Annotated in this window: 15 protein-coding genes; 10 read left to right on the forward strand and 5 right to left on the reverse strand. The window is 74.8% G+C overall.

What is annotated here, in order from left to right:
• Positions 1 to 27 precede the first annotated feature (27 nt).
• Positions 28 to 561 carry an HAD family hydrolase gene (locus PGB27_RS17860; protein WP_274201732.1) on the forward strand — a complete coding sequence of 178 codons (534 nt, stop codon included), beginning with the start codon at positions 28 to 30 and terminating at the stop codon, positions 559 to 561.
• Between the two features lie 574 nt (positions 562 to 1,135).
• On the opposite strand, the gene PGB27_RS17865 is transcribed toward PGB27_RS17860, so the two are convergent.
• Positions 1,136 to 2,026 carry an isocitrate lyase/PEP mutase family protein gene (locus tag PGB27_RS17865; RefSeq protein ID WP_274201733.1) on the reverse strand — a complete coding sequence of 297 codons (891 nt, stop codon included), beginning with the start codon at positions 2,024 to 2,026 and terminating at the stop codon, positions 1,136 to 1,138.
• Between the two features lie 104 nt (positions 2,027 to 2,130).
• On the opposite strand from PGB27_RS17865, the gene PGB27_RS17870 reads away from it, so the two are divergent.
• The 4 genes from PGB27_RS17870 (at position 2,131) to PGB27_RS17885 (ending at position 4,625) form a co-directional block, all read left to right on the forward strand.
• Positions 2,131 to 2,781, forward strand: a complete 651-nt coding sequence (locus PGB27_RS17870; RefSeq protein ID WP_274201734.1) for a GntR family transcriptional regulator — start codon at positions 2,131 to 2,133, stop codon at positions 2,779 to 2,781.
• On the forward strand, positions 2,778 to 3,392 hold the full coding sequence (locus PGB27_RS17875; RefSeq protein WP_274201735.1) for an isochorismatase family protein: 615 nt from the start codon (positions 2,778 to 2,780) through the stop codon (positions 3,390 to 3,392). The genes PGB27_RS17870 and PGB27_RS17875 overlap by 4 nt, the downstream gene beginning before the upstream one ends.
• Before the next feature lie 158 nt (positions 3,393 to 3,550).
• Entirely contained in the window at positions 3,551 to 3,913 is a 363-nt protein-coding gene (locus tag PGB27_RS17880) for a hypothetical protein (RefSeq protein WP_274201736.1), read from the forward strand.
• Positions 3,914 to 4,034: 121 nt separating this feature from the next.
• Positions 4,035 to 4,625, forward strand: coding sequence for a TetR/AcrR family transcriptional regulator (locus tag PGB27_RS17885; protein ID WP_274201737.1), 591 nt, complete (start codon positions 4,035 to 4,037; stop codon positions 4,623 to 4,625).
• On the opposite strand, the gene PGB27_RS17890 is transcribed toward PGB27_RS17885, so the two are convergent.
• Entirely contained in the window at positions 4,564 to 5,040 is a 477-nt protein-coding gene (locus PGB27_RS17890; RefSeq protein ID WP_274201738.1) for a protein-tyrosine phosphatase family protein, read from the reverse strand. The genes PGB27_RS17885 and PGB27_RS17890 overlap by 62 nt on opposite strands.
• Before the next feature lie 65 nt (positions 5,041 to 5,105).
• Complete coding sequence (locus tag PGB27_RS17895; RefSeq protein ID WP_274201739.1) at positions 5,106 to 5,996, reverse strand: LysR family transcriptional regulator; 891 nt, start codon at positions 5,994 to 5,996, stop codon at positions 5,106 to 5,108.
• A 58-nt stretch (positions 5,997 to 6,054) separates the two neighbouring features.
• On the opposite strand from PGB27_RS17895, the gene PGB27_RS17900 reads away from it, so the two are divergent.
• From PGB27_RS17900 to PGB27_RS17920, 5 genes are all read left to right on the forward strand, one after another.
• Positions 6,055 to 6,483, forward strand: a complete 429-nt coding sequence (locus tag PGB27_RS17900) for a Rieske (2Fe-2S) protein (RefSeq protein WP_274201740.1) — start codon at positions 6,055 to 6,057, stop codon at positions 6,481 to 6,483.
• On the forward strand, positions 6,470 to 6,775 hold the full coding sequence (locus tag PGB27_RS17905) for a hypothetical protein (RefSeq protein WP_274201741.1): 306 nt from the start codon (positions 6,470 to 6,472) through the stop codon (positions 6,773 to 6,775). The genes PGB27_RS17900 and PGB27_RS17905 overlap by 14 nt, the downstream gene beginning before the upstream one ends.
• A 10-nt stretch (positions 6,776 to 6,785) precedes the next feature.
• The gene (locus PGB27_RS17910) at positions 6,786 to 7,994 is read left to right on the forward strand and encodes an amidohydrolase family protein (RefSeq protein WP_274201742.1); all 1,209 of its coding nucleotides are present in this window, start codon (positions 6,786 to 6,788) and stop codon (positions 7,992 to 7,994) included.
• A 115-nt stretch (positions 7,995 to 8,109) separates the two neighbouring features.
• Positions 8,110 to 8,964 (forward strand): siderophore-interacting protein, encoded by an 855-nt coding sequence (locus PGB27_RS17915; RefSeq protein WP_274201834.1) that lies wholly within the window; start codon positions 8,110 to 8,112, stop codon positions 8,962 to 8,964.
• Positions 8,965 to 9,040: 76 nt separating this feature from the next.
• Positions 9,041 to 10,912 carry a serine/threonine-protein kinase gene (locus PGB27_RS17920; protein ID WP_274201743.1) on the forward strand — a complete coding sequence of 624 codons (1,872 nt, stop codon included), beginning with the start codon at positions 9,041 to 9,043 and terminating at the stop codon, positions 10,910 to 10,912.
• A gap of 20 nt (positions 10,913 to 10,932) precedes the next feature.
• On the opposite strand, the gene PGB27_RS17925 is transcribed toward PGB27_RS17920, so the two are convergent.
• Positions 10,933 to 11,058 carry a hypothetical protein gene (locus PGB27_RS17925; RefSeq protein WP_274201744.1) on the reverse strand — a complete coding sequence of 42 codons (126 nt, stop codon included), beginning with the start codon at positions 11,056 to 11,058 and terminating at the stop codon, positions 10,933 to 10,935.
• A gap of 110 nt (positions 11,059 to 11,168) precedes the next feature.
• Entirely contained in the window at positions 11,169 to 13,088 is a 1,920-nt protein-coding gene (locus PGB27_RS17930) for an aldolase/citrate lyase family protein (protein ID WP_274201745.1), read from the reverse strand.
• Positions 13,089 to 13,117: the final 29 nt, after the last annotated feature.

Here is a 13,117-nt window from a genome sequence, read left to right on the forward strand (position 1 = left end):
CTGCCGACGCACTAGCATCGCCGGGCCATGACCCCACCGTCGTGGCCCGCGGTGCCGATGCTCTTCGTCGAGGTCGAGGGCGTGCTGCGCAAGACGCCCGAGGACCTCGGCCGCCCGTACCGCGGCCCGTTCGACATCGAGGTCTTCCCGGACGCCGTCGAGCGGCTGCGCCTGTGGAAGGGCGCGGGCGGGCGCGTGGTCGCGTTCAGCCAGCAGGGCGGCGTCGCGCTGGGGGAGACCGACGAGCAGACCGCGATGCGGACGCTGTGGACGGTCCGCGAGCGCGCCGCGAACCTCCTCGACCACGTCGTGCACTGCCCGCACCACCCCGACGCGCCGATGCCCGACCACGCCCGCTGCTGGTGCCGGCTCCCGCGCCCGGGGCTGCTGATCGCCGGGCAGCACGAGGTCTCGCTGCGCCAGCAGGAGCGCTACCCGTTGTGGATGGCGCTGCTCGTGGCCCGCTCGCCCGAGGCGCTGCAGGCGGCGGCGGACCTGGACCTCGACCACCTCGACGGCGACACCTGGCGCCGCGACGGGGGACTGGGCGGGGGGAGCTGAGGTCGGGGCCGGCACGAGCGGCACGTTCCGCATGATCGACAGGCTCCGAGGCCTGCGGAACGTGCCCCTCGCCGGGGCAGTCGCGCGGTAGCTCGCCAGTTCGATCTCGCGAGGGTGTCGCCACTGCTCTCGCGAGACGACGCTGACGACACTCTCGAGAGATCGATGTGGAGAGCACGCGCGGGCATGCCTGACGACGCCAGCGGCCGCGAGGGGCACGCTCGGCATGATCGAGGTGCCCCGCGGCCTGCGGAACGTGCCTCTCGCGGCCCGGTAGCTCGCCAATTCGATCTCGCGAGGGTGTCGCCATTGCTGTCGGCGGGACGACGTTGGCGACACTCTCGAGAGATCAATATGGAGAGCCTCGGCAGGACGTGCCCGTCGTCGCGGGTGTGGGCGTCGGCGCGACGGGCACGGTCGGCTGATCGACGGGCCTCCCTGCCTGCGGAACGTGCCCCTCGCCGGGGGAGTCGCGCGGTAGCTCGCCAGTTCGATCTCGCGAGGGTGTCGCCACTGCTCTCGCCGAGACGACGCCCACGACACCCTCGGGAGATCGATGTGGAGAGCACCCCGCTCACGTCGTGAAGCGCCGCTCCAGCTCGCGGATCTCGTCCAGACCCTCGCGGGCGGCGAAGGCGTCCAGGCCCCCGATCTCGTCGAGCACCGCGGCCGGGGTGCCGTCGGCGCGCAGGCGCGCGAGCACCGAGCGCATGGCGGTGTCGGCGGCGAGCAGGGTCGACACCGGGAAGAGGACGAGCGAGAAGCCGAGCTCGGCGAGGCGGTCGTAGGACAGCGACGGGGTGCGCCCGCCCTCGGCCCAGTTGAACAGCAGGCGGTGGCCCGCGAGCTCCTTCGCGACCGTCTCGATCGCCTCCTCCGAGGTCGGCGCCTCGACGAAGAGGACGTCGGCGCCGGCGTCGTGGAAGCGGCGCGCGCGGTCGATCGCGACGTCGAGACCCTCGACGGCGGCGACGTCCGTGCGGGCGATGATGACCATGTCCGGGTCGCTCCGGGCCTCGACCGCCGCCCGGATCTTCGCCTCCATGTCCTCGCACGGGACGACGACCTTGCCCGCGAGGTGCCCGCAGCGCTTCGGCATCACCTGGTCCTCGATGTGCAGCCCGGCGACGCCGGCCTGCTCGTACTCGCGGACGGTGCGGATGACGTTGATGGGGTTGCCGTAGCCGGTGTCGGCGTCGGCGATGAGCGGGACGTCGAGCACCGCGGCCATCCGGCGCGCGTTGTCGACCATCTCGGCCTGCCCGAGCAGGCCGATGTCCGGGCGCCCGAGCAGCGAGGCCGTGGTGCCGAAGCCGGTCATGTAGGCGACGTCGAACCCCGCCTGCTCCACCAGTCGCGCCGAGTGGGCGTCGAAGGCACCGGGAGCGAGGACGGGCCGCCCGGAGTCGAGCAGCTCGCGCAGGCGGGCGCGGCGGTTGCCGGGGCGGCTCAGCAGATCTCCCACGACGCGGGCTCCTTGTGCACAACGACGAACGGCCGGGACCGATCGTGCCTTGTCGCACGCGGCGGCGCACCCTAGGTTGCACACAACATCGGGACGGAGAGGCGATGACGAGCACGACGGCACGCGCCTCCGAGCGCGCTCTCGCCGACCTGCGCGCGGCGATCCTCGACGGCGACCTCGCCGCCGGTGCGCACGTCGGCGAGGTCGAGACCGCCGAGCGGCTGGGGCTCTCGCGCACCCCCGTGCGCGAGGCGCTCACGCGCCTGGCCGCCGAGGGGCTGGTCGAGCTCGAGGCCCACCGCGGCGCGCGGGTCACCCGGTTCTCCCGCGACGACCTCGACGGCATCTTCGACGTCCGCCTCGCCCTCGAGCCCCGCGCGACCGCCCGCGCCGCCACCCACGCCACGCCCGCGGACCTCGACGCCCTCGAGGCGCTCGCCCGCCGCATGCAGGAGCTCGGCGCCCCGGGCCCCGACCAGGACCTCGACGCCCTCGTCGACCTCAACCGCGACTTCCACGCGCGCCTGCTCGAGCTCGCCCACGCGCCGGCGCTCGCCGCGGCGCTGGCCAACGTCGTGCACACGCCCGTCGTCACCCGGACCTTCCGCGCCTACGACCCGGCCTCGCTCGCACGCAGCCTCGCCCACCACGTCGAGATCGTCGCCGCGCTGCGGGCCGGCGACGGGGACTGGGCGGGCGCGGTGATGCGCTGCCACCTCGGCAACGCCCGCGCCGTGATGGTGGGTCCGCGATGAGCGGTCCGCACGGCGCCCCGTTCGCGGGCCGCGTGGGCTGGGGGAGCCGGCCCGCCGTGGTCGTCGTCGACCTCGTGCGCGCCTACACCGAGCCCGGCGGGCCGTTCTTCCTCGACTCGCCGACGGTGGTCGACGCCTGCGCCGACCTCGTCGGCACCGCCCGCGACGCGCGGATCCCCGTGCTCTGGACGGTCGTGCGCTTCGCCGCCGACATGACCGACGCCGGCTTCTTCGCCGCCAAGGTCCCGTCGCTCGCCTGCTTCGCCGAGGGCGCGCCGGGCGGGTGGGGCGAGCTCGCGCTGGCGCCGGGGGAGGGCGAGGCGCTCGTCGTCAAACAGCACGCGTCGTCGTTCGCGGGCACCTCGCTCGGCGCGACGCTGCGGGCGCGGGGCGTCGACACGGTCGTCGTCGCGGGGGTGTCGACGTCGGGCTGCGTGCGCGCCACCGCGACCGACGCGCTCGCGCAGGGCTTCCGGCCCATCGTCGTCGCCGGCGCGTGCGCCGACCGGAGCACCGCCCTGCACGACCAGAACCTCGCCGACCTCGACGCGAAGTACGCCGACGTCGTCGACCTGCCGACCGCTCTCGACCGCCTCCGCGCGACGGACTGATCACAGTTCGCGGAGAGACCTCCCGCGGCGTCGGGAAGGACCGTTTCGTCGGCTCGACCTGCGTGAACGGTGGGTGTACACCAGGTGCTGACGACCCGGTCGTGCCCCTCACGCCGGGCCGCCTCCGTCGCCGCGAACGAGCGAGGAGCGCGATCGCCATGAGTGAACGCCCGCTGTCCGACCGCCGCCGCCACGAGCACGCCGAGCTCGAGTGGGAGGTCCGCGCCTGGGCCGACCCGCCGGGCCACCGGCCCGACGCGGAAGGCTGGCACAGCCTCGGGTGGAGCGAGAACCACGATGACGCGGTCGTACTGGCCCGCGCGCTCACCGAGTCGCGGCAGTACGAGTACGCCGAGGTCTGGGGACCGTGCGGGGAGGTGACGCCGGGCCGGGCGCGCATGTGCGAGCGGTTCCCCGAGCCGGACGCGGAGGAGCGGCAGGCGATGTGGCTGCGCGCGGCCGCCGAGCACTACACCGACGGCATCGACCTGCCGCACCGCACCTTCGCCGACACGGTGTGAGCGGACCTCACTCGGGGGTCCCGGGTCGCGTGGCGGTCCACGGCGACCCCCAGAACGTAAGTCCACCTATCGTCGGTCGACCATAGGAGCTGCTATGTTCGATCGGCGAGGGGGTGGCGACGTGACCGTGACCAACCGCGAGGGCTTCTTCGACGCGGCGATGACGCTCCTCGCGCGCGAGGGCCGGTCCGGGCTGCGCCTGGCCACGCTGTGCCGGGCGGTCGGTGTGACCAGCGGGTCCTTCTACCACCACTTCGGCGGCTGGGACGGCTTCGTCGAGGCCCTGCTCGAGCACTGGGAGACCGTCGACACCCGCCGCCTCGCCGAGCTCGCCGACCGCGAGCCCGATCCCGAGGGCCGCCTCGACGTCCTCAAGCACCTCGCGCTGACCTTCCCGCACGAGGCCGAGACCGCGATCCGGGCGTGGGCGCACGGCGACCCCCGCGTCGCCGTCGTGCAGGAGCGGGTCGACGAGCAGCGCCGGCGGGTCGTCGCCGACGCCCTCGTCGCGGCCGGGACGGACACCGAGCGCGCCGACCGGCTGGCCGACCTCGCGCTCGCCGTGCTCATCGGGCGTCAGCAGCGCCTCGGCACCACCGACGTCGGCGAGCTGCTCGCCCTGTTCGACGAGCTCTCCGCCCTCGGGGAGATCACTCCTGCCGGCGGTGCCACCGGGGGTCGTGGAGCATGTCGACGAAGTTCGGGTTGTTGAGCGCGCCGCTGCGCGCCCGGCGCACCAGGTCGATCGCCTCGTCCGGGTCGTGCCCGCCGCGGATCAGCGCCGCCGCCGACAGCAGCCCCGAGCGGTTGATCCCCGCCGCGCAGTGGATGAGCACGCGCTTGCCGCCGTTGCGCATGTCGTCGACGAGGTCGGCGAGACCGCGCAGCGTCGCGAAGTCGGGCGCCGGGCCGTCCTCGATGATCCAGTGGACGTAGAACTCGACGTCCTCGAGCGGCGGCGCGCTGCCGTGCAGGTCGAACACCGCGTCCCAGCGCTCGCCGGGCTCGGGGCTCCCGGACTGCCACAGCCCCGGCACGATCTCGTGGGGCGGCCACGGCGGCGGCTCCTCGGTGAGGTCGTCGCGCAGGTGCGCCGCGACGTAGTCGTCGTCCCGCAGATCAGCCACCGGTGGCCCTCCCGCCTCGCTGCCGTCGTCTCCATCCTGGCGACCCCGCGGCGGCCGTGCACGACTCACGGCGTGACCGCCGCCGCGAACGCCCGCGCCGTCGCGGTCGGCGCCACCTGCCCCGACCACGCCAGCACGATCGGCAGCGGGGCGGGCTCCTCCGCGATCGGCACGGCGACCACCTCGTCGCGTCGTCCGGCACCCGGGTCGGCATGGGCGAGCACCGTGAAACCCAGCCCCTGCGCCACGAGCGCCCGCGCGGTCTCGGCGTTCGCCGTGCGGTAGCGGATGCGGGGTGACAGGCCGGCGGCGAGGCAGACCCCGAGGGCGTGCTCGGAGCTCGGCGGCAGGTCCAGCAGCACCATCGGCTCGCCGGCGAGGTCGGCCAGCGCGACCGGGCGCGTCCCGCGCAGCAGCGGGTGCCCGCGCGGCAGGACGAGGTGGGGCGTGTTCGCCGAGACCGGGGTCAGCTCCAGGGCCGGGTCGAGGCGGTGGTCGTAGACGACGGCGACATCGAGCTCGCCCTCGAGCAGTCCGCGCTGCAGCAGGTCCTGCGAGCCCTCGACGAACTCGACGCGCGCCCGCGGGTGCCGCGCGCTGAACCGCCCGATCGCTGCCGGGAGCAGCCCGGGGGCGAGCGTCGTGTAGCAGCCGACCCGCACGGTGCCGGCGACCTCGCCCGGATCGCCGCCCGCGGCGTCGGCGAGCTCCCCGGCCTCGCGCAGCAGCCGGCGGGCCCGGCGCAGCGTCTCCTGGCCGGCGGGCGTGAGCCGGATGCCGTGGGCGCGCCGGCGGACGGTGAGCTGGGCGTCGAGGGCGCGCTCGAGCTCGTCGAGGGCCAGCGAGAGCGCCGACGCCGAGACGTGCAGCGTCGCCGACGCCCCGGCCAGCGTCCCCGCCTCGGCGACCGCGACGAAGTACGCGAGCTGGCGCAGCGAATACGCAGGATTGCTCACGTATCAGCCCACATACCTGAACTTTACAACGGATGTGGCGCGGCGCACGGTAGGTCCCATGACCACCACGCTGGACGGGTCGACGGGCGCGGGGGGCAGCGCGCCGGCGGCCCGGACCTACGACGTCGGCGCGAGCGACGAGGTCGCCGAGCGCGGGCGCCTCGTCGTCACCCTCGGCCACGGCACCGACGCCGTGACCGTCGGCGTCTTCCGCTTCCGGGACCGCCTCTACGCCTACGAGAACGTCTGCGCCCACCAGGGCGGACCGGCCTGCCAGGGCCGGATCGTCTCGCGGGTGCGCGAGCGCCTCGACGACGCGCAGCGCAGCCTCGGCCTCGTCTTCGACGACTCGGAGATGCACATCGTGTGCCCCTGGCACGGGTTCGAGTACGACGTCACCACGGGCCGCCACCCCGGCCGGCCGGACTACGCGCTGCGCCCGGTGACGGTCGCCGAGGAGGGCGGGCGGGTCCGTGTCACGGTCTGAGCGCATCTCCGAGCTGGTCGACCAGCTGACCGCCGAGGTCGACGCCGGGCTCGGTGACGGGGCGATCGCGAAGCTCGACCCGGACGTCGCCCGCCGCCTGTTCTCCGTCGCGGGACGCCTCTACGCCGTCGCCGCCGAGGAGGACGCGCACCCGCCGACGGGCACCGACCTCACGCCCACCGAGGCGGTCGTGCTCGCGACCGCGGCGCTCAAGGCGCACGACCTCAACCCGTTCGACCTCGCCCTCTGGTTCTCGCGGACACGCAGCGGAGCAGAGCTGGACCAGCGATGAGGAGCAGCTCATGACCATCGACGACGGTGTGCGTCGCCTGCCCACGCAGGAGATCACCACCCACACCGACAGCCGCGAGATCCTCGCCAACGCCGCCCGGGACACCGAGCGCTACGGCCTCGACGACTACTTCATCGTCGACGTGGACTCCCACCATGTGGAGCTGGACTCGTGGCCGGAGATCCTCGAGTTCCTCGAGTCGCCGGTGCTCAAGGACACCGCGCACCAGATGATGCGCAACTGGCCGCAGGCCTCCCACCTGGCCCTGCACAACCACCCGCCCGGCCTGACGATGCAGGACGTCTCCGGGCGCATCCCGCACCAGGCCTCGCTCGCCGAGGAGACGCCGGGGGCGGCGTCGGGGGCCGAGCGCGACGTGACGCTCGTGCGCCGGGCGATGGACGCGATGAGCATCGACCTGCAGGTCGTGTTCCCGCAGCCGATGCTCGAGACCGGCCTGCACCCGCAGCCCCAGGTCGCGAGCGCGCTGCTGCAGGCCTACAACCGCTGGTTCACCAGCCAGGTCCTGCCCCGCGAGCCGCGGGTCAAGACGATGCTCGGCCTGCCGTTCGAGGACCCCGACGCGTGCCTGGCGACGGTCGAGGAGTTCGCCGACCACCCGGGCGTCATCGGCTTCCTCGTCACCAGCCAGCGCCACGCGGGCGTGCACCGCAACGCCTACATGCCGCTCTACCGCATGCTCGAGGAGCGCGGCCTGCCGATCGGGTTCCACGCCGGCCCGAACCAGGCCGACTCGATGACGTCGACGATGAACCGCTTCCTGTCGGCCCACGCCATGAGCTTCGTGACCTGCAACATGACCCACATGACCAACTGGGTCATCAACGGGATCCCCGAGCGGTTCCCGGGGCTCAAGACGATCTGGATCGAGAGCGGCCTGGCGTGGGTGCCGTTCATGATGCAACGGCTCGACCACGAGTACTACATGCGCCAGTCCGACGCCCCGCTGCTGACGAAGCCGCCGTCGCACTACATGCGCGAGATGTACTACACGTCGCAGCCGATGGAGTGGACCGACGACGCGCTCCTCGAGGCGACGCTGCGGGCGATCGACGCGCCGAACACGCTGATGTACTCGTCGGACTGGCCGCACTGGGACTTCGACGTCCCCGGGCGCATCGCGTCGCTGCCGTTCCTCGACGACCACGCCAAGCGCAACATCCTCGGCGAGACCGCCCGCAAGGTGTTCGGGCTCTGACCTCTCGCCGCCCCGCGGACCGCGCTGGGCGCCCCGAGCGGTCGCGGGGTGGCTCGATCCAGCATGGTGAGGCTAGCCTTCCTCGCATTCGGGTGAAGGAGGGTTCGTGGCGAGGATGGCGGTGCTGCCGCTGCTCGAGGTGGTGGCGACCGAACGCATCACCCCGCGCATGCAGCGGGTGACGCTGGGTGGTCCCGCTCTGCGTGCCCTCGAGCCCGCGCCGCCCGCCGCGCACGTGCGGCTGCTGTTCGCCGAGCCCGGGGCGCCGGTCGCGCTCCCGAGCCCCGGCCCCTCCGGCCTGACGTGGCCCGCGGACTGCTCGCGGCCCTACGCCCGCAGCATGACCGTGCGCGCGCTCGACCGCGTCCGCGGCACGATGACCATCGACATCGCCCTGCACGGCGACTCCGCCGCCGGGCGCTGGGCCACCGCCGCGCACCCCGGCGACCCCGCCGGCGTCGTCGGCCCCGGCGGCGGCTGGGCCCCACCCGCCGACGCCCGCGCGGTGCTGCTCGCCGGCGACGAGACCGCGCTGCCCGCGATCGCCGCCCTGCACGAGGCGCTGCCCGCGGACCTGCCCGTCGAGACGGTCGTCGAGGTCGCCGAGCCCGACGACGAGCTGCCGCTCGCCCGCCCCGTGACGTGGGTGCACCGGGCGCTCGGCGGGTCGCTCGCCGACGCCGTGCGCGCCCGCGCCGTCACCGCCGGTGTCGCGGCGTGGGTCGCGGGGGAGGGGCACGCGGTCAAGGCGATCCGCGAGCACCTGCGCCTCGACCGCGGGCTCGCGCGCAGCCACTGCCACGCCATCCGCTACTGGACGCGCGGACGCTCCCACGAGGACTCCGACGCCACGTTCGGCGCCGCCCGGGCGGAGGCCGCGCGCCGGGGCATCGACCTCGTCACCACCCAGGACGTGCACGAGATGAGCTACGAGCTCATGACGGGCGGTTTCCGGCTCCCGCTGGGTTGACCGGCCGGTCCGCACATGATCGTCGCCCGTCTGGGGCAGACTCCCGACACCGACCGGGAGACGACGAGGAGTGCGGGTGGCCGACGAGGGCGAGCTGGTCGCCGAGCGCTACCGCGTCCTCGCGCGCGTCGGGCAGGGCGCGATGGGCGTCGTGTGGCGCGCCGAGGACGAGCGGCTGCGCCGGGAGGTCGCGCTCAAGCAGGTCTGGCTGCCCGCCGGCGCCGACGACCAGGCCCGCGACCGCGCCCACCGCCAGGTCTTCCGCGAGGCCCGGATGATCGCCCGGCTGCACCACCCGCACGCGATCACGGTGTACGACGTCGTCGAGCACGACGACCGGCCGTGGCTGGTCATGGAGTACCTGGCGTCGCGCAGCCTCGCCGAGGTCCTCGTCGCCGACGGACCGCTCGAGCCCGAGCGGGTCGCGCGGATCGGCCGGCAGGTGGCCGACGCGCTCGTCGCCGCGCACCAGGCCGGGATCGTGCACCGCGACGTCAAGCCCGGGAACGTCCTCATCGCCGACGACGGCCTGGCCAAGGTCACCGACTTCGGCATCGCCCGCGCCGTCGACGACGTCACCCTCACCTCGACCGGGATGATGGCCGGCACCCCGGCCTACCTCGCGCCGGAGGTGGCGCGCGGCGCGGCCGCCGACTTCCCGTCCGACGTCTACTCGCTCGGCTCGACGCTCTACGCCGCGCTCGAGGGCGCGCCGCCCTTCGGGACCGGGGACAACCCGCTCGCCGTGCTGCACCGCGTCGCGTCGGGGGAGTACGCCCCGCCGACCCCGCGCGGGCCGATCACCCCGCTGGTCGAGGCGCTGCTGCGGCCCGCGCCGGCGGAGCGCCCGGACATGCGGCGTGTCCGCGACGACCTGGCCCGCCTCGTCGCGGCGGAGGCCGGGACGGAGGAGGGGCCGGTGACGCCGGTGCTGGCGCGGCCGGAGCCGGCGCCGGACCCGGTGTCGCCCTCGAGCCCGCACCCGACGCCGACCTCGCACCCGCAGGCCACCCCGGAGGCGTGGCGGGACCCGACCCCGACGCCGCCGCCGAGCGCTCCGGCCACGGCCCCGACCACGGCCCCGACCACCGCGCCGGCTCCGGAGCCGCACCGCGCGCCCGCACCGGTCCAGGTGGCGGTCACGTCGTCGCCGGCGTCGTCCGGGTCCTCGCCGGCGCCGGCGCCGGCGGCGGCGCCATCCTCGCCGGGACCGTCGGCACCGTCGGCGGAGCCGGCGGAGCCGGCACCCGGGCGGCACGGGCCCCCGAACGGCGCCGTGGCCGCACCGACGACCGCGCCCGCCACCCGCCCTGCCACCCGCCCCGGCACCCGCCCGGCCGCGACCGCGCCGGTCGGGGCCCCCGACCCGGACGAGTCCGGCGAGTCGGAGCGCGGGCGCCGGTGGCCGTGGGTCGTGGCCGCGGCGGTCGTCGTCGCGGTGGTCGCCGTGATCGCGGTGGCGGCGCTGCTCAGCACGACCGCCGACCGGCCGGGGGCCTCGGTCCCGGGGTCGACGGCGGCACCGGAGGCCGGTGACCCGACCGGGTCGGGCGCGGCGTCGCCCGACGCCGCGGGTGGGAGCGGCGCCGGCGGCGGCAGCAGCAGCGCCGGCGCGGGGCTCACCGGCAGTCCGGAGGACCAGGCCCGCCAGCAGGCGGTCATCGACTACTACGGCCTCATCCCGGGTCGGCTCGACGAGGGGTGGGAGCGCCTGACGCCGTCGTTCCAGCAGGGCACCGCCGGCGGCTTCGACGGCTACCGGCGGTTCTGGGGCACGATCTCGCAGGTGACCGTCCGCGGGGTGTCACCCGCCGGTGGCAACGAGGTCGACGCGACGGTGACCTACCGCTACGCCGACGGACGCGAGGTCGACGAGCGCACGGTGTTCCGCCTGGCCTTCGCCGACGGCATCTGGAAGATCGACGGGCAGCGTCAGGCCGGCGGTTAGGGACCTGACGCCGCCGACGATCAGCGCGTCGGGAACGCGACGCCGTCGTTCCCGCCGGCCTTCTTGGCCTTCTTGATGGCCCGCTTCTCCTTGATGGTCTTGTCGGACTTCTTGGAGGAGGACTGGCGGGGGGACTTGTCGGACATCGGGTGCTCCCGGACGGCTCGGATGATCGTGGAACGAATCCGAGGGGGTGCACGCACCGATCGTCGGTCCCGGACGCGACCGGCGCGGCGCGCCGGGTGGTCGACCGACGCTACCCCGGCGGGCCGGACAGGAACACCCGCTGCGGATGCGGATGGCGCAGGAAGTCGTGGTGCGAGATGTCCCAGCCGTAGGCGCCGGCCGCCTCGAACACGACCACGTCCCCGGCGCGCAGCCGCTCGACGGGCGCGCGGGCGAGGGTGTCCTTCGGGGTGCAGAGCTCGCCGCAGACCGTCACCTCCTCGCCGGCCACCTCGGGGCGCGGGCGCCCCGCGGGCCAGTCGTCGACGGGGACGACGTGGAACGGGTGGCTGTGCTGCCACGACGCGGGCAGGCGGAAGTGGTGCGTTCCGCCACGCAGCAGGGCGTAGGCGTGGCCGTGGGTGTGCTTCACGTCGAGCACCTCGGCGGCGTAGACCCCGCAGCGGGCGACGAGGAAGCGCCCGCACTCGAAGTCGATCTCGCGCCAGTGCTCGGGGAACGTCGTGAGGAGCTCGGCGAGGCCGGCGCAGAAGGCGGGCCAGTCGAACGGGGAGTCGAGCGCGGCGTAGTCGACGCCGATGCCGCCGCCGACGTCGACCACCTCGGCGCGGACCCCGAAGCGCTCCTCCCAGCCGAGCACGACGTCGCGGTAGTGCCCGAGCATCGCGAGGTGGGTGGCGGGGTCGAGGTTGTTCGACAGCGAGTGCAGGTGGAAGCCGGCGAGGCGGATCCCGGGCAGGGTCGTGGCAGCGGCGACGGCGTCGGCGAGGTCGGACTCGTCGATGCCGAACTGGGTGGGGCGCCCGGCCATCGCGATCGTCGCCGCGGGGAACGGGCCGGCGAGGTTGACGCGCAGGAGGACGTCCGTCGTCGTGCCGGCGGCCGTCGCGGCGGCGCTGAGCCGGTGCAGGCCGAGCAGGCTCTCGACGTGGACGCGGGTCACGCCGGCCGCGACGCCGGCGGCGAGCTCGTCGTCGGTGGGGACGGGGCCGCCGAGGAGGACCGCGGCGTCGGGGGCCGCGTCGCCGACGACGCGGAGCTCGCCGCCCGACGCGACCTCGAACCCGGCGACGATCCCGTCGAGCGCGGCGACGACCCGCTCGTCGCTGTTCGCCTTGACCGCGTAGAACATCCGGCACCGCGGCGGCAGGGCGTCGACGACGGCGCGCACGTGGTCCTGCAGGGCGCGCAGGTCGTAGGAGTAGAGGCACACCGGGTCGGGGCCCTCAATGGCCGCGGCGATCACGTCCTCATGTGAGCGGACTTCCGAGCTATCGGTCGACAGCCCGCTCACGTGGGCACGGAAGGCGCGCACCGCCAAGGACCGCTCCTCGCCGTGGACGAGGTCGTGCACGCCGCGGGCGCGCCAGCGGTGGACGTCCGCGGGGACGCGGGGGATCGCGCAGAACCGCACGCCGTGGCGCACGCAGGCGGCGTGGACCTGCTCGACGGCCCGTCGCACGCGCGGGTGCCGCGTCCGCCACGGCACCCCGAGCGACTGGGACAGGTCGGCGGCGCCTTCGAGCACCATGTCCAGCCCGGGCGTCGTGACGATCTCGTCGACGACGTCGAGCGCCTCGGCGTCCTCGATCATCGCGACCACGGTGACCTTCGCGTTCGCCGTCGCCACGTGGGTCGCGAGATCCACCCCGCCGTAGCCGACCATGCGCCCCGAGTTCAGCGAGCGCATCCCTGCCGGCGCGTACCGGGCGGCGCGCACGACTTCCTCGACGTCGGCGCGGCAGCGCACGTGCGGGATGACGAGGCCCGTCGCCCCGGCGTCGAGCACCCGCAGGACGAACCCCGGATCGTGCTCGGGCACCCGCACCCACGGCGCGATCCCGGCCACCTCGGCGGCGCGGATCATCTCCTGCAGGGTGTCGGGGGAGACGAGCGCGTGCTCGGCGTCGAGGATCGCCACGTCGTACCCGGCGGCGCCCACCATCTCGACCAGCGCGGGCGACGGCGTCGCCACGAAGAGCCCGTCCACGTGGAGCCAGTGTGCGCCATCCGCAGAAC

Source organism: Actinomycetospora lemnae (assembly GCF_028737315.1).
In the GTDB taxonomy this organism is placed as follows: Bacteria; Actinomycetota; Actinomycetes; order Mycobacteriales; family Pseudonocardiaceae; genus Actinomycetospora; species Actinomycetospora lemnae.